The sequence below is a fragment of the Kribbella sp. CA-293567 genome, assembly GCF_027627575.1.
Classification (GTDB): domain Bacteria; phylum Actinomycetota; class Actinomycetes; order Propionibacteriales; family Kribbellaceae; genus Kribbella.
Genome location: NZ_CP114065.1, coordinates 7,115,090 through 7,134,344 on the forward strand (window position 1 = coordinate 7,115,090; position 19,255 = coordinate 7,134,344).

Consider the following 19,255-nt stretch of genomic DNA (forward strand, 5'->3'; position numbering starts at 1 on the left):
GCTAGTCAGACCTGTTGTGTTTTCGGTCGCAGTGGCGCTGGTGGGTGGCGTGGTCGCCACGGCGGCGGCTCAGGGGGCGGGTGACCGGACCGTTTCCTATCGAGGATACGAAGTGACCGTGCCGGCGAACTGGCCGGTGGTGGACCTGGCGAAGGACCCGACGGCTTGTGTCCGGTTCGACCGGCCGGCGGTGTACCTGGGGCGCAGTACGGGGCAGGCGGACTGTCCTTCGCGCTTGGTCGGCCGCAGCGAGGGGCTGGTGCTGGAGCCGTTGACCAGGGCGGCTCGGTCGAGTGACGGCGAGCTCCAGATCGCCGTGGCAGACGCGGGCGTGCTGGCGACGGCGTACCACGCTCCGGGCGCCGAGCAGGTCGCCCGGAAGGTGCTGAAGTCGGGCAAGGTCACCTCCAAGGCGCAGGCCGTTCAGCAGCCGCGGCAGGCTCAAGCGGCACCCTCGATCGTGGCGACCGGGACCATCGGCGCTCCCGGGTTCGACACCTGCGCGGCTCCGAGCCAGGCAGCGATGGACGCCTGGAAGTACCCGGCTTCGCCGTACCGGGCGGTCGGGATCTACACCAGCGGCGCCCTCCGTGCCTGTGACCAGCCGAACCTGACGCCGGAGTGGGTCGCCGCGAACGCGGCGAAGGGCTGGCAGTTCCTGCTGATCGATGTCGGCATGCAGGCCCCCTGCACCACCTTCAGCAGCAAGATGTCGACGGACCCCGCCATCGCCTTGACCGAGGGCCGTACTGCAGCGGCCAACGCCGTTGTGGCGGCGCAGGCGCTCGGGTTCGCGCCGCGGAGCGCGATCTACAGCGACATCGAGAACTACCCGTCGACCGCGTCCTGCAAGGCCTCCGTGCTGTCCTATCTGAGCGGCTGGACGCAGGAGCTCAACTCCCACGGCTACGTCAGCGGTACGTACGTCAGTGCGAGCTCAGGCGGGGTTGACCTGTCCAGCGCCTACAACAGCACCGCCTACACCCGCCCGGACAACCTGTGGTTCGCCCACTGGGGATCGACCCCGGCCGGCACCAGCCGCTTCATCCCGGCCACCTACTGGTCCAACCACCAGCGCGTGCACCAGAACGTCGGCAACGTCACCGAGACCCATGGCGGCGTCAGCATCACCATCGACAGCAACGCGTTGAACCTGACCGCGCCACCGGTCCCAGTGACCGGCTTCGACGCGACCGGCTCGAACGCCACAGCAGCGCTCCGCTGGACGGTCCCGACCGGCACCAAGCTGGGCCAGGTCATCGTGCGCCGCAACACCGGCGCCACCCCGCCCGCACTGCCCACCAGCGGTACCGCGGTCTACGCCGGCACAGCCAGTACTGCGGGTGCCCCCGGCTTGGCGGCGGCGACCAGCTACACGTTCCGCGCCTGGATCAAGGACACCACCGGCAAGATCGGCCCGGGAGCAGACACCTTCCTCGCCGGCACCCGGGCCACCATCGCCGCGAGTTCCGCCTCGATCATGTACACCGGCGGAGTCACCCTCAGCAGCAAAGCCACCCGGGTCGACACTGCGGCCGGGCTGGCCGGAGTACCGATGACGCTGTACTCGAAGGCGAAGAACGGGACCAAGTGGACGACCGTCACCACGGTCATGTCCTCCGCTACCGGCGACGCCACGTCCCTGCAGAAGCCTGCGGTCTCCACCTACTACATGTGGGGCTACAACGGCTCGGCCGACCTGCTCGGCTCGCGCAGCAGCGCAGTACTGGTGGAGGTCCGCCCGGCGATGTCGGGCTACCTGACACCGGCCGCGATCAAGCTCGGCGCAAGCACCCTGCTCTACGGCTACCTCAACCCCCCGCACGCCGGGACCACGGCCTACCTGCAGCGCAGATCCGGCACCACCTGGGTAGCCGTCACCACCGTCAAACTGACCACCAACGGCAAGTACACCTTCAGCATCAAGCCAACAGCCCGAGGCACCTACACCTACCGAGTCGTCTGGCTGGCCGACGCGGACCACCAGGGCACCCAGACCCCGTCCAAGGTCCTCACCGTCAGCTGACTCGAGCGACGGATGCCGCGGCGTCCTGGTCGGACTCAACTGTGTGACTTCTCGTTCACCTGTCTGACCAGCGCCGCGGCGATCGCGTTGAGCTTGGTGTTGCTGGTCTGGGAGAGGCGGGTCAGGAAGGCGAAGGCGCGGTCGGAGTCCAGGTGGTAGCGCTCCATCACGATGCCGACGGCCTGGCCGATCACGTTGCGGGTGGCCAGTGCCTCGGTCATCGTCTGGTCCTGGCGGGCCCACCCCATCGCCAGCGCGACCTGGCCGGCGAACATGCTGCCCAGCTGGATCGCGTCCTGGTCGATCGAGTTCGGCTCGGTCGCGTACAGGTTCAGTGCGCCGCGGACGTGCGGTACGGCGCGGAACTGGAAGGCGACCTGCGAGCCGAAGCCGAGTGCCGCCGCCTTCGGGCCGAAGTCCGGCCAGCGCGGGTCGGCGGCCAGGTCGTTCACCGCGACCACCGGCTCTTCGACCGCCGCCTCCAGACAGGGGCCTTCACCCAGCTCGTACTGCAGGTGGTCGGCCCGGATCACCGTCGGCCCGGTCGGCGCCAGGGTCTGGATCCGGCCTTCCTTGGTGGTGATCGAGATACTCGCGTCGACGATCCCCGGGACGGTGTCGGCGGCCACCCGGGTGATCACCGCCAGCGTCTCGTCCAGGTCGATCGGAGCACGCAGCGAAGCGGCCACCTCGGCCATCGCGTCGGCGATCTCCAGGTGCAGGTCATCGTGTCCGGTCATCCGTCAGCTCCTCCACGGAAGCCGATTCCCCCCAAGGAGTCGGCGCTTCCTGTCACCAGTGTGCGCCAGACCTGCCCGAACAGGACGACCCCGGCGCTGGTTTCCTCAACGCCGGGGCCTGAAAGCTGCAGAACCTCGAGTTCCTGCACCCTCGTGATCGTCCTGTGCCCGTCCGCGCCAGGCCTAAGCAGGATCCGCGGCGGCAACCCGATGTGTCCACGCCTGCGACGTTTCGATCACTTACCGCGTTCGAGAAGCCACATAGAGTAGGTTCTCCGGCATGCTGAAACGCGCTGTTGCCATTGCCGGAGTACTGCTGCTCGCCTCCGCCGGCACCGCGACGGCCTCGATGGACCGTCAGGACCATGAACTGATCGTCGGCGGAACCCTCTCCAGTACGACCGAAGCGCCGTGGGCGATCGCGCTGACCAACTCGACGTCCTCGCGGTCGACCGGCCGCTGGTGCGGCGCCGCGCTGGTCAAGGCGGACAAGGTGATCACCGCCGCGCACTGCATGATCAAGCCGGCCTCCACCTACACGGCGGTCCAGGGCCGGCCCGACCTGACCGACACCACCGTCGGCCGGAGCTCGGGAATCAAGTCGATCTGGATCCACCCGGGGTACAACCGGACCGAGAACCGGTACGACTTCGCCGTCCTCACCCTCAGCCGGCCGATCACCGGCGTACCGCTGCTGCCGCTGGAGACGGACCCGAAGGCCGACCGGAAGGGCGTCGTACCGACGGTCTTCGGCTGGGGTGACACGCAGGAGACGGGTCCCGCCGACACGTTGTCGAAGCTCGCCGTACCGAATCTGGGCGACGCCGCCTGCCTGGCCAACGAGGAGTACACCGCCAACGGGTACGCCGCTGCCACCAACGTCTGTGCGGGTTATGTCGACGGTGGCCGCGATGCGTGTCAGGGCGACTCGGGTGGTCCGCTGGTGCTGAACGGACGGCTGCTCGGGACGGTCTCGTGGGGCAAGGGGTGCGCCGAGCGTGGGTATCCGGGGGTCTACGCGCAGATCTCGTCGGCCACCAAGCTGCTGCAGGCCGAGCTCGCGCGGTAACAGCGGCTCCCTGACATTGACACTGTCATATGACAGTGTCATGATCCACAGATGGAACTGTGGACCCTTGGCGAGCTGGCAGAACGGGTGGAGTCGGCATTGGCCGACTACCCGGGGCAGGCCAACGGCCGGGTGCGCGCCGTCCCGGACCAGCGCGCGATCCGCTGGTACACGACCACCGGCCTGATCGACCGACCCACCGAGATGCGCGGCCGCACCGCCCTCTACAGCCACCGCCACCTCCTCCAACTGGTAGCCATCAAACGCCGCCAGTCCCAAGGCCGCACCCTCGCCGAGATCCAGTCCGAACTCACCGGCGCCACCAACGAAACCCTCCACCCCATCGCAGGCCTCCCAGCCACCCCGAGCGCCCCCGTCAACGGCAGCGCCGACGCTGCGGGTACGGCGAGCGCCGACGCTGCGGGTACGGCGAGCGCCGACGCTGCTGCTGCGGGTATCGCCAGCGGCGCGGGCGACGGCAGCTCGGGTGATCCCGCCGACAGTCACTTCGCCGGGTCGCGTCAGTCGGCTCGTTCCCGTTTCTGGGCCGACCACCAACACCAACCATCCGCCGCCGCCTCGCCGCGCGAAGCGGCACCAGCAACGGACGCGTCAGCCGCTCTGGTCGCCGCCATTCGGCTGACCACCGGCGTGACCGTCGTGCTCGACCACCCCGGCCCCGTCGCCGACCCTGCCCGCCTGGCCGCCGCCGCAGCCCCGCTGCTCGCGGAGCTGACCCGCCAGGGGCTTGTCACCCGATCGTCAGGAGACGAGAGATGACCGTTCTGCCCGCCCTCGAATCCGGCGACCGCCCCGACCTCAGCGACGACGCCGGTCTCGGTGCCCTGAGCACCGAACGCGGCAACCTCCCGCTGGAACGCATCGACGCCCACGCCACCATCACCGGCCTGGTCGCGGGCACCGTGCTCACCCAGGACTTCCGCAACCCGTACGACGTACCGCTGGAAGCGACCTACATCTTCCCGCTCCCACCCCGCGCCGCCGTCACCACGCTCCGGATGACCGCCGACGGCCGCACGGTCGAGGCCGAGCTGCAAGAACGCGCTCAGGCCCGCGAGACCTACGACAACGCACTTGCGGCCGGCCAGCGAGCGTCGATCGCCGAAGAGGAACGGCCCGACGTCTTCACCCTTCGAGTCGGCAACATCCTCCCCGGCGAGCTCGTGACGATCCAGCTCACTCTCGTCATGCCGCTCCCGTACGAGGACGGCGAAGCGACGTACCGGCTGCCGTTGGTGGTCGCCCCGCGGTACATCCCAGGCCACCCATTGACCGGCCCCAGCGTCGGCGACGGCGTCGTACCGGACACGGACGCAGTACCGGACGCCTCTCGCATCACCCCGCCGATCCTGCTCCCTGGTTTCCCCAACCCCGTCAGGTTGAGCATCACCGCCGACCTCGACCCCTCCGGCCTTCCGCTGCAGGGAATCCGCTCCAGCCTGCACGCGATCGCTACTCAGCAAGGCGATCACGGCACCACCGTCGCGATCGAGCCGGGTGAGCGAGTGGACCGCGACTTCATCCTTAGACTCGCGTACGGCGAAGCCGAGGCAACCGCGACCGCCTTCACCCTCCACCCGGACCCGATCAATCAGGCCACTCAGACGAACGTTGCTCAAAGCAACGACAGCGGCGAAGGCACCTTCGAGCTGACCATCCTGCCGCCCCTCGGAACCACCCCACCGCGCGCCCGCGACGTCGTGCTGGTGCTGGACCGCTCCGGCAGCATGAGCGGCTGGAAGATGATCGCCGCCCGCCGGGCAGCCGCGCGGATCGTCGACACCCTGACCCCGGCCGATCGTTTCGCCGTCCTCAGCTTCGACACCTTCGTGGAGCGCCCGGCCGGCTTGCCCGAAGGCTTGTCCGCGGGCACCGATCGCCATCGTTTCCGGGCGGTCGAGCACCTGGCCGGCCTGACCGCACGCGGCGGCACCGAGATGCTCGCACCGCTGCGCGAAGCCGCCACCCTGCTCAGCGACGGCGGCGAGCGCGACCGCGTGGTCGTCCTGGTCACCGATGGTCAGGTCGGCAACGAGGACCAGCTCCTCTCCGAACTCGCCGGCCCACTGACCGGCGTACGCATCCACACCGTCGGCATCGACCGCGCAGTGAACGCGGGATTCCTCAGTCGCCTGGCCGGCCTCGGCGGCGGCCGTTGCGAACTGGTCGAGAGCGAGGACCGCCTCGACGAGGCACTGGACCGCATCCACCTCCGGATCGGTACGCCGCTGCTGACCGGCCTCGAGCTGTCGGCCGACGGCCTGACCTTGCTGACCGACTCGATCAGCCCGGCCCGTACGCCGAACGCATTCGCCGGCGTCCCCCTCGTACTGCGCGGGCGCTATCGCGGTCGGGCCGACAATGCCACTGCCACTCTGCGCGGCATCACCGCGTCAGGCGACGAGTGGCATGCCGAGGTGCCTGCCGCCCAGTCGGAGAGCACCGCGGCAAGCGCAGTCTGGGCACGCGGCCACCTGCGTGACTTGGAGGACCGCTACTCCACCGCTGCCGGCGATGTGCAAGAACTGGAGCAGCGGATCGTCGCGGTGTCGTTGCGTCACCAGGTGCTCTGCCGCTTCACCGCCCTGGTCGCCGTGGATTCGCGAGTCGTCAACGATGGTGGCCCAAGGCATCAAGTAACGCAGCCGGTCGAGTTGCCGTCCGGTTGGGATCACCACGCCCTCGCCATGCCTGCCGCTTTCGCTGCCGCTCCCGGCGGTGCCCAGGCGGCATCTGATGCCGCCTTCCCCGCTGCCGCAGCGGGTGGCGCCGGCCGGCCGCTCCCACGAAGCTCGGCGCGACTCCGCCCGGGCCTCAACGCCATGAGCCGCAGCGCGATGCACAGCGCTCCGGCCGGCTTCTCGGAGGAGCTGCAGTCAGCCCACGACCCGCTGACCGAAGCTCGCGCACAAGCCGCTGCCGAGGCACAACTGCTCCGCACCGCCGGTACGCCGACGCTGCTGCAGCGGCGGATCATCCTGTCCGATCTGGCCAGCCGCCTCGACGCGCTCCTCCGCACCACTGGCTCAGAAGCGGAGGCGCTGCGTCAGCTGATCACCGAGCTGGCCGCGCTCGACAGTTCGACGGCGGTAGTCGAAGCCGAGCTAGACGCGTTGTGGGAGCGAGCGCTGCGGGTGCTCGACGAGTTCGCCGGCACCACGCCGACCACAGGCGGGCCGGCTGACGACGCACACCCGGCTCCCGCGGACGCAGTACCGAAGCGGCAGTTCTGGAAACGCTCCTGACCAGAGTGGGAGCTGTACACGGCGGACACGGAGTGTCACGCTGACCCGACCGATCCGGTCGGAGGTCAGCATGAACCGAGCCACTCGTCCGCCGTCAGCCACGCATCCGCTGCTGCGCAAGAAGAGCATCGACGACATGCTCGCCGCCAGTCGCGGCGAGCATGGGTCCGAGCACCTGCAGCGCACGATGGGCACCTTCCAGCTGATGATGTTCGGCGTCGGCGCCACCATCGGTACCGGCATCTTCTTCGTCCTCGCGGTAACGGTGCCCGAGGCCGGCCCGGCGGTGATGATCACCTTCCTGCTGGTCGGGGTGATCGCCGCGCTGACCGCGCTGTGCTACGCCGAGGTCGCCTCGACCATCCCGGTCTCCGGCTCCGCCTACTCGTACTCGTTCGCCTCGCTGGGCGAGCTGCCGGCGTACATCGTCGGCTGGTGCCTGATCCTCGAGTACGGCGTGGCCGCCGCTGCCACCTCGGTCGGCTGGGCGGAGTACTTCAACGCGCTGCTCGACGACGTCTTCGGCTTCCAGATCCCCGCCTCCCTGAGCGCCGGCCTGCTCGCGGAGGACCCCGGCATCGTCAACCTGCCCGCGGTCGTCCTGGTGGGTCTGTGCTGCCTGTTGCTGTTGCGCGGTGCAAAGGAGTCGGCCCGCGCGAACGCGATCATGGTGGTGATCAAGCTCTGCGTGCTGGCGCTGTTCGTGGTGATCGCGCTGACCTGGTTCGAGTCGGGCAACCTCCGGCCGTTCGCGCCGGAGGGGATCAGCGGCGTCTCCGCCGCGATCCCGGCGATCTTCTTCACCTTCCTCGGCATCGACGCGGTCTCCACCGCCGGCGAGGAGGTCAAGGACCCCGGCCGGACCATCCCGCGGGCGGTCTTCGGCGCCGTCGCGATCGTGACGGTCTTCTACCTGCTGGTCGCCTTCGCCGCCGTCGGCGCCCAGCCGAGGTCGAGGTTCGAGGGACAGGACGCCGGCCTCGAAGCGATCCTGAACGACGTCACCGGGGTCGCGCTGCCCGGCATCATCATCGCCGTCGGCGCGGTCGTCTCGATCTTCTCGGTCACCCTGATCACCATCTACGGCCAGACCCGGATCCTGTTCGCGATGGGCCGCGACGGGATGCTGCCGCCGTTGTTCAAGGAGGTGAACCGGAGCACCCTCTCGCCGAACCGGAACGTGCTCGTCACCAGCGCCTTCATCGCGATCCTGGCCGCGCTCGTACCGATCGACAAGCTGTTCGACCTGGTCAGCATCGGCACCCTGGCCGCCTTCATGGTGGTCTCCGCGACGGTGATCATCCTGCGCCGGACCCGGCCCGACCTGAAACGTGGCTTCCGGTTGCCGTTCGGCCCGGTGATCCCGATCCTCTCGATCGTCGCCTGCGCGTACGCCGCCAGCACGATCGCCGCCGTCACCTGGATCTCGGTCGCCCTCTGGCTGGTTCTCGCGCTCACTATCTACTTCCTCTACAGCCGCAAACACTCCGTCCTGGCCGATCGTGGCGAAAGTGCCGGCCAGTGAAAGCCGTGGTCGCCTACCGCGGCGGTGACGACACCCCCGAGGCACTCGAACTCGGCGCCACTCTTCGGCGTACGACGGGAGCCGAACTGGTCGTGGCCGCCGTCCTGCCGGCCGGCTCCGAGCCCGGCACGGAGCGCGTCGATCTCGAGTACCGCCAATGGCTCGACTCCGTTGCCGAGCAGGCCCGGCGGGTCGCGGTCGACGCCTTGTCCCAGGGTGATCCGGACGCCCTCGAGTTTCGCCGGATCGCGTCGTCCTCGGTGGCTGACGGCCTGGTGCGGGTGGCCAGCGAGCCGGACGTCGACCTGCTGGTGCTCGGGTCGGCCCGTGCCGCCACCGAAGGCTCCTTGCTGGTCGGCAGCGTCAGCTCACGACTGCTGCACTCGTCGCCGGTCCCGATTCTCCTTGCACCGCAGGGCTACGGCGGTGATCCGCTCGCCACCTTCGGCTCACTGACCTGCGCCTACGCGGGCACCGATCAGTCTCGTGAGGCTCTCGCCGCGGCCTGCGCACTGGTCAAGCGGTACGCCGGACACCTGCGCGTGGCGACCTTCGTGCCGCGCGCGGACACCATGTACCCACCCGAGGGCGGCCTCGACGCCGAGGACCTGGTCGCCGCCCAGTGGGCCGAGCAAGCGGTCGAGCTGCATGAGGACGCCGTGGAGTTCTGCCGGAACCACGGCGTCACCGACGTCGAGACGGCGGTCGCCCGCGGCCGGGGCTGGGCGGGCGCGCTGACCGCGATCCCCTGGACCCCCGACGATCTCCTCGTCCTGGGCTCCAGCCGCCTCGGCCCGCTGGCCCGCGTCTTCCTGGGCTCGACCGCGACGAAGATCCTGCGACACACGCCCGTACCGACCCTGGTCGTCCCGTCGGGCAGCTACACCTGGCCGGACTAGGCCTCAGTTCTGTGGCACACGCAGAGCCTGGACCGTAGGGCCGAGCTCCGGGTCGGCGGCGAAGACGTTCAACGCGGACGAGAGAACCTCCGCGTACGTCGCGCGCGCCGACTGGTAGCGCTCCCGCCCCTGGTCCGTGATCACCGCGTAGACACCCCGCTTGTCCGACGGGCAGAGATCCTTGTAGGCGAAGCCTGCCGCCTCCAGCCGGCCGACCAGCCGAGTGACCGACGACTGCCCGAGGCCTACCTTGTCGGCGAGGTCCTGCATCCGCAGCTCGCTGCTCTCGGAGTGGGCGAGCTGCTCCAGAGAGCGGTACTCGGACAGACCGATCCCGTGCCGGCCCTGGAGCGCGGCGGCCAGTTCGCGCTCCACGCGGGCGTGCAGCATCAGGACCCGATCCCAGGCACTGCGATCGGACGCCCGCGGCGGCGCAAGGGGCGAAGGTGCCATGGCGACCGGTCTCCTGTCATCGACTCTCCGACCAAGATTACATGCTCATGCAAAGTTCTACTGTTCCCTTCAGCGCGCCTCAGGAGATATGGTTCACTGCAGTACTTGCATGCACATGCAACTTCATGAACGATCGAGAGGCACCTCATGCACTGGCTCCATCTCGGCGTCGCCGTCGTCTTCGAAGTCGTCGTCGCGATCGCGGCCGGCAAGGCCGAAGGTTTCACCAACCGCCGCTGGACGATCGTGACGCTGGTCAGCGGCGCCTTCGGCACCTACTTCCTCAGCCGGGCCCTGCTGACCTTCGACGTGGGCGTCGGTTACGCGCTGTGGACCTCGGTCTCCGGGGTCGGCATCACGCTGCTCGGCGTCTGGCTGTTCGGTCAGCGCCTCAGTTGGCGCAAGGGACTCGGTGTCGCGGCGATCATCGCCGGGGTGGTCGGTCTCCAGCTCAGCGGCGCAGCCTGACGCCTGCCCGCACCCGCCCAGTCCTCGAACCTCTCGAAAGGAAACTCCAGATGTCCTCGACCACCCCCTCCGCGGCCCGCTCCTGGCTGATGCTCCTGCTGGCCGGCGTCTTCGAGATCGGCTACGCACTCTCGGTCGGCGGAAGCCACGGCTTCACCCGGCTGACCTGGTCAGTGGTCGCCGTCGTCTTCTTCCTGCTGACCTTGTGGGCGCTGAGCGCCGCGCTGCGCACCATCGAGGTCGGCATCGGCTACGCCGTCTGGGCAGGGATCGGGGCGGCCGGAGCAGCGGCGCTGGGTCCCGTCTTCTTCGACGAACGCCTGACCCTGGTCCAGTCCCTGTGGCTCGGCTTGATCATCGCCGGTGTCATCTGGCTCAAGCTCGCCGACCGGCTGGACAGCGCCAGGAGTCCCGTCGAGCAGCCGCAGGTGGTGCAGGCCACCGGCGTCTGACCGCCGGCGACCTCCACCGCCGCTCAGTCGAAGCGCTCGTACGCCGGGAGGGTGAGGAAGTCGACGTACTCGTCGGCCAGGGCGACCGCGAGGAAGGTCTCGCGGGCGGTCGCGTAGCCGGCCGGGTCGCCGTCGAGCTTCGCGATCTCCTCGTCGGCCAGGCCGGTCACCAGCTCCGTGGTGACGACCGCGCCGGTGTCCAGGACGACGCCGTTGTGCCGCCACTGCCAGATCTGGGAGCGCGAGATCTCGGCGGTCGCCGCGTCCTCCATCAGGTTGAAGATGCCGACCGCGCCGGTGCCCTCCAGCCAGGCCGCGAGGTACTGGATCGCGACGCTGATGTTGTTGCGCAGCCCGGCCTCGGTCACCTCACCGGGCGTCGACACCACGTCGAGCAACTGCTCGGCGGTCACCTGCACGTCGCTTCGCAGTACGTCGAGCTGGTTCGGACGATCGCCCAGGACCGCGCTGAAGACGGTCTTGCAGATGTCGACCATGCCGGGGTGCGCGACCCACGACCCGTCGAAACCGTCGCCGGCCTCACGGGTCTTGTCGGCCTCGACCTTGGCGAACGCCTGCTCGTTGACCGCCGGGTCCTTGCTCGGGATGAACGCCGCCATCCCGCCGATCGCGTGCGCGCCGCGCTGGTGGCAGGTCCGGACGAGCAGCTCGGTGTAGGCGCGCATGAACGGCACCGTCATGGTGACCGAGTTCCGGTCGGGCAGCTGGAAGTCGGTACCGCGGGTCCGGTAGGTCTTGATCACGCTGAACATGAAGTCCCAGCGGCCCGCGTTCAGCCCGGCCGAGTGCTCCCGCAGCTCGTACAGGATCTCCGCCATCTCGAAGGCGGCCGGATAGGTCTCGATCAGCACGGTGGCGCGGATCGTGCCGCGCGGCAGCCCGAGGAAGTCCTGGGCCAGTACGAACGCGTCGTTCCACAGCCGCGCCTCGAGGTGCGACTCCATCTTCGGCAGGTAGAAGTACGGGCCCTGACCGCGGTCGAGCTGGAGTTGTCCACAGGCGACCAGGTAGAGCGCGAAGTCGACCAGCGACCCCGAGGTTCGCTCGCCGTCGACCAGCAGGTGTTTCTCCGGCAGGTGCCAGCCACGCGGCCGGACCACGATGGTGGCCAGCTCGTCGTCCGGCTTCAGCGCGTAGGTCTTGCCCGCGTCGCTGGTGAAGTCGATGGTGCGGGTGACCGCGTCGAGCAGGTTGAGCTGGCCGCCGACCACGTTCTCCCAGGTCGGCGTGTTCGCGTCCTCCTGGTCGGCCAGCCAGACCTTCGCGCCGGAGTTGAGCGCGTTGATCGTCATCTTCCGGTCGGTCGGACCGGTGATCTCGACCCGCCGGTCGACCAGGCCGGGCGCCGGATCGGCCACTCGCCAGTCCGGATCCTCCCGCACGGCCGAGGTCTCGGCGAGGAAGCCGAGCGAACCGCCGTCCGCGATCTCCTGCACCCGGGTCCGGCGCCGCTCCAGCAGCTCCAGCCGGCGCGGGTTCAGCTCCCGGTGCAGCAGCCCGATGAGTTCCAGGGCCCGCTCGCTCAGGATCTCGTCGTACCGGTCGTGCTTCGGTCCGGTGACTTCTACCGACACAGGCAAACTCTCCTCAACTGTCCTGCAGCAGCGGCAGGACGTCACGCAGTACGGCGGCATGGTCCTCGGGCCCGGCGAGACCCATGTTCATCGTATTCACTCCCAGATGGGTGGCGCCCAGCTCCCGCCAGCCCGCGACGAAGGCCGGCCACTCCTTCTCCGGCACCCTGCCCAGCGTGAGCCGTGCCTCGAACCCGATCTCGGCCGGATCGCGGCCCGCCTCGACCGCACTGGCCCGGACCAGCTCGACCTGCCGGCGGGCTTCGGCGTCCGGCCCGCTCTGCGGCATCCAGCCGTCACCGATCCGGCCGGTACGGCGCAGTACGGCGTCCGCGGTGCCACCGAACCAGATCGGGATCCGTCGCCGCGGCGGCAGCGGGTTGAGTCCCGCCTCGACCACCTCGTGGAAGCGGCCTTCGGCCGAGACGACCGGATCGGCCCACAGCTCGCGCAGCAGGCCGACCTGTTCGGTCAACCGCGCGCCGCGCTGCTCGAACGGTACGCCGAGCGCCTGGTACTCGACCTGGTTCCAGCCGATCCCCACGCCCAGCCGCAGCCGGCCGCCGCTCAGCACGTCGACCTCGGCCGCCTGCTTCGCGACCAGCGCGGTCTGCCGCTGCGGCAGGACCAGGACACCGGTGACGAGCTCCAGAGAAGTGGTGATGGCGGCCATGAAGCCGAACAGCACGAAGACCTCGTGGAAGAGCGACTTGTCGGTGTAGCCCTGCCAGCCAGGCCGGTTGGCCGGATCGGCGCCGAGCACGTGGTCGTAGGCGAGGGCATGGGTGTAGCCGGCCGCTTCCACCGTCTGGGTCCAGTGCCGGACCACCTCTGGATCCGCGCCGATCTCGAGCTGCGGAAAGACTGCACCGATTCTCATGCGGCAACTCCCTCGAGCAGCTCGATCAGGCCTTCGACTGCCAGCTCGAACGGCTCGTCGGAGCCGGCCGCGCGGGCCAGTACGTAACCACCCTGCAGTACGGCGGCGACGGTCGCCGCAGTCCGGTCCGGATCGAGGCCGGCCGGGTACTCGCCGGACTCCTTGCCGTCGGCAATGACCTCGGCCAGCCGGGTGCGGAGCCAGCCGAGGGTCTCGGCCACCGGCGCCCGGAGTACCGGGTCGGCCAGCACGTCGGGATCGGCGGTCAGCCGGCCCATCCGGCAGCCCTTGAGCACCTCCCGATCGCGGCGCAGGTAGCCGGCGATCCGTTCGGTCGCCGGGCCGGCGCCGCTCAACTGCTCCTCGGCGGCCGCGCGCAACTCGCTGCCGGATCGCTCGATGGCCGCCTGGGCGAGCTGGGCCTTGCCGCTGAAGTGGTGGTACATGCTGCCCTGGCCGGCGTCCGCGGCCCGCTGGATCGCCTTCGGGCTGGTGCCGACATAACCCCGCTCCCAGAGCAGTTCCTGAGTACTGCGGATCAACCGTTCGACCGTCTCCACCGCGCAACTGTACCCACCTATAGGTACAGGAATCCGGATCGCTTCGTCACCAGCACATTTCTCCCGGCGCCCGACTCACGGGCGACCTCACGCGCGGACCGGGTCTACAGATATTGTCGGCCTCCATGAGTACCAGGGTCGCGATCGCCGTCATCACCTTTCGGCGACCCGCCCTGCTCGCGGCGCTGCTCGACAGTCTGCTGGCCCAGGAACTTCCGGCCGAGGAGGATTTCGCGGTCCGGATCATCGTGGTCGACAACGACGACGAGGGCAGCGCGACCGACGTGATCCAGCGCGCGGCCAAGGAGTCCCGGTTTCCGGTCGAGGCCGCGGCCGAGCCCGAGCCGGGGATCCCGTTCGCCCGGGAGAAGTCGGTGCTGCTCGCCTGGGACGACGACGCGCTGATCTTCGTGGACGACGACGAGGTCGCTCCGCCCGGCTGGCTGTGCACGCTGCTGCGGGCCTGGCGCTCGTCCGGCGCCGACGTCGTCACCGGGCCGGTCCGGGGCATCCTGCCGCCCGGCGCCCCGGCCTGGAACCAGCACAGCGACGTCCACGACTCGACCGGACGGCACGCCACCGGCGACAGCCGGAACAAGGCCTACACGAACAACACCCTGGTCGCGCAGCACGTCTTCCACTCGGTGACGCCCAGCTTCCACCCCGCCTTCCGCTACACCGGCTCCAGCGACCTGCACTTCTTCCTGCGCGTGCACCGGGCCGGCTACCGGATCGTCTGGTGCGAGGAGGCGCAGATCCACGAGCACGTGCCGGCTTCACGGACGACGCTGTCGTGGCTGGTCCGGCGGGCCTTCCGCTCGGGCAGCGGTGACACCATCAGCCGGCTGCTGATCCGGCCGGGGGTGCGTGGTTACGTCCTGGTACTGGCCTATTCTTTGGCCCGGATCGTGTCGGCGCTGGCCTTCGGCCTCGGCGGCCTGGTGCTGTTCCGGAGGTCCTACCTGCTGAAGGCGGTCCGCCGGTTCTTCTCCGGTATCGGGAGCCTCGCGGGGATAGTAGGGATCAACCATGACGAGTACCGGGAGCGGCACCATCCTGACCGTGAGGACGCTGTGCGAAGCGGTCTGGAAGGTGGAGCGGGAGCTGGACCTGCCGGCCTGGCAGATCGACGGGGTCCGTCCGTGGCCGATCATCCGGATGCGCGTCTTCCATGAACTGACCCGCCGCGGCGGCCTGCACGGCGACCCCCACCCGGTACGCCGGACCCGTGCCGACCAGGCCCGGCTCGTCGGCAAGCACGTCGCCGGCACCGTCACCCGCAACCCGTTCCTGGCCCGCGGCTCGTTCGACTCGCTGGTGGTCCCGCATCCGCGCAAGCCCGGTGGCGTCGAGGTCTACACCGACTCGCTGCGCGCGGCACTCGGCAGTTCGGCCCTGGTGCTGGACTCGGGTATCAACGGCACCCCGCTGCCCGACAGCCGCAACCTGGACTTCTTCACCTCCGCGGCCGGGGCTGTCCGCAGCCGCAAGGCGCACGCGCGCTGCGAGGAGATCACCGCGGCCCTGGAGGCAGCGACCGGGGTGCGGGTGCCGATCGCGGCGCTCGTCGCGCGAGAGGTGCCGAAGCACGCCCGGCTCCGCGCGGTCTACCGGGCGTTGCTGAGGCGGCGGCGGATCAAGACCGTGTACGTCGTGGTCGCCTATTTCCACCAGCACCTCGTCGGGGCCGCCCGCGATCTCGGCATCCGGGTCGTGGAGCTCCAGCACGGCGTGATCAGCCCGTACCACCTGGGCTACAGCTATCCGGGCCGTCCTGATGTCCCGGACCAGCCCGACGAACTCTGGTGCTTCGGCTCGTACTGGACCGATGTCGCCGAGTTGCCGGCCGGGATGAAGGCGTCGGTGGTCGGCGCCTCGTTCATCTCACCGCTGTCGCCGGCCGAGGTGGCGGCCAAAGACCCTCGGTCGGTCGTCTTCCTGTCGCAAGGCACCACCGGCCCGGCGCTTCTCGGCTACGCCGCGGCACTGGCTGCCGCTCGGCCGGACCTCGACGTGGCCTTCCAGCTGCACCCGAGCGAGCGCAGTACGGACTATGTCGCGCCTGCCGGTGTCCGGTTGGCAGCCGGCAACACCTTGGCGGTGCTGGCCGCCGCGACGTACCAGGTCGGGGTCTCCACCACCGCGCTCTTCGAGGGCATGGTGCTGGGCTGCCGGACCGCTGTCGCGAAGCTGCCCGGCCACGAATACCTGACCCCGGCCATCGATCGCGGCGACTCCGCTCTGGTCAGCAGCCCGGATGCGCTGGCCCCCGCCCTCAGCAGCCTCCCCAATGCCTCCGACCCCGCCACGTACTACGCCCCTCTGCGGCTGCCGCTCTAGCTACTGCTCCGGCCGGCTGCCGCTCAGGGGTGCCTGCCGATGAAACCGAGCAGCCTGGCTTGCAGCGGTGCGTCCGCCGGCACCACGACCTCCGGGCCGAAGACCTCGATCCCGGGCCCGAAGGCGCCGGGGGTCCGGTACCGCTCGATCACCTCCGCCGGGATCGCCGAGTTGCTCGCCCACAGCCGCTCGACGTCGACCGGGTCCATCGTCTCGTCCTGGCCGGTCGCGCGGGCCAGATCCCAGCCGTGCAGCACCAGATCGTCACTGACGACCTGGTCGATCTGCTCCTCGACCGTCATTCGCCCTGCCGGGGTGTCGCACTCCTGGCCGGCCAGGTCCGGGGCGGCCAGCACCTGCTCCACCGCCGCCCGTGCGTTCCGGAACGCCGGCAGCGGATCCTCGTCCGGCGGCACGGTCCGGCCCACCGGCCTCAGCAGGTAACCGTGCATCGCCACGATGTGGTCCACGACGTCCCGCGCCGACCATTTGTCACACGGCGACTGGTTCCCCCACTGTTCCGGCCGCACGCCGGCGATCTTCTGCTCGAACGCCTCCGCCCGCCGCCGGTACCGCTCCGCGACCTCGCCCATCGGTGGTGCCTCCCCAACATCTTCTGTGGTTCTGCTCGAACAGTCTCCAGCAGCGCCAACCTTTTGGCGAGAGCCGCAGCCGCCGGTGCGATGCTGCTGGGTAACGCCTCGACCAAGACCGTTGCCCTGAGCAACTTTTTGGTACTGAATCGTCGAGCATCAACTTTGTCGCCGGCCGCTGGGACTCCGGTTGACGACACCGGCGGCCTCTACTGTGTTGGTTCATGGACACTGTGGAGCTGGGGCGTACGGGGTTGCGGATCAGTCGGCTGGGTCTCGGGCTCGCCTCGATCGGCGGGATGTTCGCGGCCGTCCCGGAGTCGGAGGCCGTCGCGACGATCGACCGTGCCTGGGAGCTCGGCGTCCGGCTGTTCGACACCGCACCGGTCTACGGCTACGGGCTGTCGGAGCAGCGCGCCGGGCTGGCGCTGCGCGGGAGACCGCGGGAGGAGTTCGTTCTCTGCAGCAAGGTCGGCCGGCTGATCGAGCCGGGCGGCCCGGACACCCAGCCGATCTGGGCCGAGCCACCGGCCGGTCTGGGACCCCGGCTCGACTACTCCTACAGCGCCGTCATCCGCTCGCTGGAGGACAGTCTCGGACGGCTGGGGATCGACCATCTCGACATCCTGCACATCCACGACCCTGATCTCGACTTCGCCACCGCCTCCACCGAGGCCCTCCGGGCGTTGCAAGAGCTCCGGATGCGCGGGACGATCAGGGCGATCTCGCTCGGGGTCAACCACGCCGACGTCGCCGCACGCTTCCTGCGGGAGGTGGGTCCGGCGGGGCCGGACTGCATTCTGCTGGCCGGACGCTACACCTTGCTCGACCGGTCGGGAGCCGAGGAGCTGCTGCCGCTCTGCCGCTCGCTGGGGGTCGCGGTTCTGGCGGCAGGAGTCTTCCAGGGTGGTGTGCTCGCGGATGCTTCCGACGGCGCACCACACGGGTACGGCACAGTGCCGGCCGCTCTCGCCGCCCGGATCAGGGCGCTCCGCGAGCTGGCCGACCGGTACGACGTACCGCTGCTGGCCGCCGCTCTTCAGTTCCCGCTCGGCGACCCCGCGATACCGGCGGTGGTGGTCGGGGCCCGGAGCGCGGCGGAAGTGTCCGAACTCGTTGCCCTGCTGGAGCACGAGATTCCGGAGCGATTCTGGGCTGCCTACCGAGACGCTTTCTGAACCGCGGCGACGGTCCCTTCTTCGGCGCTGACCAGGGATTCGATCGCGGCGAAGAAGCGGGCGATGCCGGGCAGGTTGCCACCCTTCTCGCGGGACGCGGCGAAGTCTTCCGGGCTCTCCCACTCGACGATGTCCAGCCACTCGCCGGCCGGCAATCGGACCAGCTGGGCCGCGAGGAAACCGGCGCGGTCCGCGGCGAAGTCCGCCAGCATCTCCGGGCGGGCGGCCAGCAGTTCGGCCTCGTGGTCGGCGGCGACCTTGAAGCGGGTCAGTTCGATCGTGCTCATCTCAGCTCAACTCCGTCATACATCTTGACAGTCACTCATCATGACCAACTTGCCGGAGCGGTGGTTCCATTCCCGGTCAGCTCCGGTACAGGCGGACGACGCCGTCGCCGGAGCGGACCGTCCAGCCGTCGGTGTGGTAGCCGACGACCTCGCCGGGCTGGGGCGTCCGTTCGCCCGCCGAGACCAGCTCGACGAGGCGGATCGGCTGCTTGATTCCGGCCACGATCACCCTGGTCTTGGCCTCCAGCACGTTCAGCGCCGCCGACTTCCGGACCAGGACCGCGCCCGGATCGGTCAGCCGGAGCACCTGTTCCTCCGGCGTGAACATCGGCGCTTCCGAGGCCAGCGCGGGATCCTGCGGCGATCCCTGCTCCCCGGCGAACGCCCGGGCGGCTCCCTCCACCAGTACTTCACGCAGCATCTCGCGCCAGGCCTGGAAAATCGCCGGTCCGGCCAGGTCGGCCGGCAGCGGCCGCTCGCGCTGACTGAGGATCGCGCCGGTGTCGAACTCCGCCTCGGTCCGGTGCAGCGTCGCTCCGACCGTGGTCGCACCCTCGTAGACCAGCCGGACCGGGTTCGGCCCGCGACCGGCCGGGAGCGGTGACGGGTGCAGGTTCACAGCGCCGTACACCGGGATCTTCAGGATCTCCGCCGGGATCAGCCGCGGGAAGGCGGCCGAGATCACCAGATCCGGCTCCAGTGCCGCGATGGCGGCGGCCGCCACGGTGCGGAGCTTGCCGGTCACCAGTACGTCGGCCGTGCGCGGCAGCTCCAGCAGGAACGGCTTCGCGGCGGCGTCGTACCGATCGCCGGCCCCGGCCGGCGGCGTCACCACCAGCACGATCTCGTGGCCGTGCTCCTCGGCCCAGCCCGCGATATTGGCGTAGCCGGGCCAGAACGCGTTCATCGTGACGATCCGCATGG

19 protein-coding genes are annotated in these 19,255 nt (G+C 69.7%); 11 read left to right on the forward strand and 8 right to left on the reverse strand.

Annotated elements, in window-relative coordinates; all coding sequences use genetic code 11:
* Positions 1–112 precede the first annotated feature (112 nt).
* Complete coding sequence (locus OX958_RS33005) at positions 113–2,026, forward strand: DUF1906 domain-containing protein (RefSeq protein WP_270134178.1); 1,914 nt, start codon at positions 113–115, stop codon at positions 2,024–2,026.
* A gap of 35 nt (positions 2,027–2,061) precedes the next feature.
* On the opposite strand, the gene OX958_RS33010 is transcribed toward OX958_RS33005, so the two are convergent.
* On the reverse strand, positions 2,062–2,766 hold the full coding sequence (locus tag OX958_RS33010) for a GAF and ANTAR domain-containing protein (protein ID WP_270134179.1): 705 nt from the start codon (positions 2,764–2,766) through the stop codon (positions 2,062–2,064).
* Positions 2,767–3,046: 280 nt separating this feature from the next.
* On the opposite strand from OX958_RS33010, the gene OX958_RS33015 reads away from it, so the two are divergent.
* From OX958_RS33015 to OX958_RS33035, 5 genes are all read left to right on the forward strand, one after another.
* Positions 3,047–3,835, forward strand: a complete 789-nt coding sequence (locus OX958_RS33015) for a S1 family peptidase (protein ID WP_270134181.1) — start codon at positions 3,047–3,049, stop codon at positions 3,833–3,835.
* 51 nt (positions 3,836–3,886) lie between these two features.
* A complete protein-coding gene (locus OX958_RS33020; RefSeq protein ID WP_270134183.1) occupies positions 3,887–4,615 on the forward strand; it encodes a MerR family transcriptional regulator in 729 nt (242 codons plus the stop codon).
* Positions 4,612–7,101, forward strand: a complete 2,490-nt coding sequence (locus OX958_RS33025; protein WP_270134184.1) for a VIT domain-containing protein — start codon at positions 4,612–4,614, stop codon at positions 7,099–7,101. The genes OX958_RS33020 and OX958_RS33025 overlap by 4 nt, the downstream gene beginning before the upstream one ends.
* A gap of 70 nt (positions 7,102–7,171) precedes the next feature.
* The gene (locus OX958_RS33030) at positions 7,172–8,626 is read left to right on the forward strand and encodes an amino acid permease (protein ID WP_270134185.1); all 1,455 of its coding nucleotides are present in this window, start codon (positions 7,172–7,174) and stop codon (positions 8,624–8,626) included.
* On the forward strand, positions 8,623–9,525 hold the full coding sequence (locus OX958_RS33035; protein WP_270134186.1) for a universal stress protein: 903 nt from the start codon (positions 8,623–8,625) through the stop codon (positions 9,523–9,525). The genes OX958_RS33030 and OX958_RS33035 overlap by 4 nt, the downstream gene beginning before the upstream one ends.
* Before the next feature lie 3 nt (positions 9,526–9,528).
* On the opposite strand, the gene OX958_RS33040 is transcribed toward OX958_RS33035, so the two are convergent.
* Complete coding sequence (locus OX958_RS33040) at positions 9,529–9,978, reverse strand: MarR family winged helix-turn-helix transcriptional regulator (protein WP_270134187.1); 450 nt, start codon at positions 9,976–9,978, stop codon at positions 9,529–9,531.
* Between the two features lie 147 nt (positions 9,979–10,125).
* Here OX958_RS33040 and OX958_RS33045 point away from each other — a divergent pair, with 147 nt between their 5' ends.
* Both OX958_RS33045 and OX958_RS33050 read left to right on the forward strand, forming a co-directional pair.
* Positions 10,126–10,446: a DMT family transporter gene (locus OX958_RS33045; protein WP_270134188.1), complete on the forward strand. Its 321-nt coding sequence runs from the start codon at positions 10,126–10,128 to the stop codon at positions 10,444–10,446.
* Positions 10,447–10,496: 50 nt separating this feature from the next.
* Complete coding sequence (locus OX958_RS33050; RefSeq protein WP_270134189.1) at positions 10,497–10,898, forward strand: DMT family transporter; 402 nt, start codon at positions 10,497–10,499, stop codon at positions 10,896–10,898.
* Between the two features lie 23 nt (positions 10,899–10,921).
* Here OX958_RS33050 and aceB read toward each other — a convergent pair whose 3' ends face one another.
* From aceB to OX958_RS33065, 3 genes are read right to left on the reverse strand one after another with little or no spacing between them, the layout of a single operon-like run.
* A complete protein-coding gene (aceB, locus tag OX958_RS33055) occupies positions 10,922–12,493 on the reverse strand; it encodes a malate synthase A (protein WP_270134190.1) in 1,572 nt (523 codons plus the stop codon).
* 13 nt (positions 12,494–12,506) lie between these two features.
* On the reverse strand, positions 12,507–13,373 hold the full coding sequence (locus tag OX958_RS33060) for an LLM class F420-dependent oxidoreductase (RefSeq protein WP_270134191.1): 867 nt from the start codon (positions 13,371–13,373) through the stop codon (positions 12,507–12,509).
* The gene (locus tag OX958_RS33065; protein ID WP_270134192.1) at positions 13,370–13,933 is read right to left on the reverse strand and encodes a TetR/AcrR family transcriptional regulator; all 564 of its coding nucleotides are present in this window, start codon (positions 13,931–13,933) and stop codon (positions 13,370–13,372) included. Before OX958_RS33065 ends, OX958_RS33060 begins: the two co-directional genes overlap by 4 nt.
* A gap of 125 nt (positions 13,934–14,058) precedes the next feature.
* Here OX958_RS33065 and OX958_RS33070 point away from each other — a divergent pair, with 125 nt between their 5' ends.
* Together OX958_RS33070 and OX958_RS33075 are read left to right on the forward strand one after the other, a co-directional pair.
* Positions 14,059–15,108 carry a glycosyltransferase gene (locus tag OX958_RS33070; protein ID WP_270134193.1) on the forward strand — a complete coding sequence of 350 codons (1,050 nt, stop codon included), beginning with the start codon at positions 14,059–14,061 and terminating at the stop codon, positions 15,106–15,108.
* Complete coding sequence (locus OX958_RS33075) at positions 15,092–16,273, forward strand: hypothetical protein (RefSeq protein WP_270139192.1); 1,182 nt, start codon at positions 15,092–15,094, stop codon at positions 16,271–16,273. The genes OX958_RS33070 and OX958_RS33075 overlap by 17 nt, the downstream gene beginning before the upstream one ends.
* 23 nt (positions 16,274–16,296) lie before the next feature.
* On the opposite strand, the gene OX958_RS33080 is transcribed toward OX958_RS33075, so the two are convergent.
* Positions 16,297–16,866 (reverse strand): TIGR03086 family metal-binding protein, encoded by a 570-nt coding sequence (locus OX958_RS33080; protein WP_270134195.1) that lies wholly within the window; start codon positions 16,864–16,866, stop codon positions 16,297–16,299.
* Positions 16,867–17,090: 224 nt separating this feature from the next.
* Here OX958_RS33080 and OX958_RS33085 point away from each other — a divergent pair, with 224 nt between their 5' ends.
* Positions 17,091–18,044: an aldo/keto reductase gene (locus OX958_RS33085; protein ID WP_270134197.1), complete on the forward strand. Its 954-nt coding sequence runs from the start codon at positions 17,091–17,093 to the stop codon at positions 18,042–18,044.
* Here OX958_RS33085 and OX958_RS33090 read toward each other — a convergent pair.
* Both OX958_RS33090 and OX958_RS33095 read right to left on the reverse strand, forming a co-directional pair.
* Entirely contained in the window at positions 18,026–18,331 is a 306-nt protein-coding gene (locus OX958_RS33090) for an antibiotic biosynthesis monooxygenase family protein (RefSeq protein WP_270134198.1), read from the reverse strand. The two genes, OX958_RS33085 and OX958_RS33090, sit on opposite strands and share 19 nt — an antisense overlap.
* Positions 18,332–18,407: 76 nt before the next feature.
* Positions 18,408–19,253 carry a methionyl-tRNA formyltransferase gene (locus OX958_RS33095; protein ID WP_270134200.1) on the reverse strand — a complete coding sequence of 282 codons (846 nt, stop codon included), beginning with the start codon at positions 19,251–19,253 and terminating at the stop codon, positions 18,408–18,410.
* Positions 19,254–19,255 lie beyond the last annotated feature (2 nt).

What these genes read in the sequence shown, in the direction of transcription:
- OX958_RS33010 (WP_270134179.1), bottom strand. Translation starts at nt 2,766, where the DNA reads ATGACCGGACACGATGACCTGCACCTGGAGATCGCCGACGCGATGGCC.
- OX958_RS33015 (WP_270134181.1), top strand. Translation starts at nt 3,047, where the DNA reads ATGCTGAAACGCGCTGTTGCCATTGCCGGAGTACTGCTGCTCGCCTCC.
- OX958_RS33020 (WP_270134183.1), top strand. Translation starts at nt 3,887, where the DNA reads ATGGAACTGTGGACCCTTGGCGAGCTGGCAGAACGGGTGGAGTCGGCA.
- OX958_RS33025 (WP_270134184.1), top strand. Translation starts at nt 4,612, where the DNA reads ATGACCGTTCTGCCCGCCCTCGAATCCGGCGACCGCCCCGACCTCAGC.
- OX958_RS33030 (WP_270134185.1), top strand. Translation starts at nt 7,172, where the DNA reads ATGAACCGAGCCACTCGTCCGCCGTCAGCCACGCATCCGCTGCTGCGC.
- OX958_RS33040 (WP_270134187.1), bottom strand. Translation starts at nt 9,978, where the DNA reads ATGGCACCTTCGCCCCTTGCGCCGCCGCGGGCGTCCGATCGCAGTGCC.
- OX958_RS33045 (WP_270134188.1), top strand. Translation starts at nt 10,126, where the DNA reads ATGCACTGGCTCCATCTCGGCGTCGCCGTCGTCTTCGAAGTCGTCGTC.
- OX958_RS33050 (WP_270134189.1), top strand. Translation starts at nt 10,497, where the DNA reads ATGTCCTCGACCACCCCCTCCGCGGCCCGCTCCTGGCTGATGCTCCTG.
- OX958_RS33060 (WP_270134191.1), bottom strand. Translation starts at nt 13,373, where the DNA reads ATGAGAATCGGTGCAGTCTTTCCGCAGCTCGAGATCGGCGCGGATCCA.
- OX958_RS33070 (WP_270134193.1), top strand. Translation starts at nt 14,059, where the DNA reads ATGAGTACCAGGGTCGCGATCGCCGTCATCACCTTTCGGCGACCCGCC.
- OX958_RS33075 (WP_270139192.1), top strand. Translation starts at nt 15,092, where the DNA reads ATGCGCGTCTTCCATGAACTGACCCGCCGCGGCGGCCTGCACGGCGAC.
- OX958_RS33080 (WP_270134195.1), bottom strand. Translation starts at nt 16,866, where the DNA reads ATGGGCGAGGTCGCGGAGCGGTACCGGCGGCGGGCGGAGGCGTTCGAG.
- OX958_RS33085 (WP_270134197.1), top strand. Translation starts at nt 17,091, where the DNA reads ATGGACACTGTGGAGCTGGGGCGTACGGGGTTGCGGATCAGTCGGCTG.
- OX958_RS33090 (WP_270134198.1), bottom strand. Translation starts at nt 18,331, where the DNA reads ATGAGCACGATCGAACTGACCCGCTTCAAGGTCGCCGCCGACCACGAG.
- OX958_RS33095 (WP_270134200.1), bottom strand. Translation starts at nt 19,253, where the DNA reads ATGCGGATCGTCACGATGAACGCGTTCTGGCCCGGCTACGCCAATATC.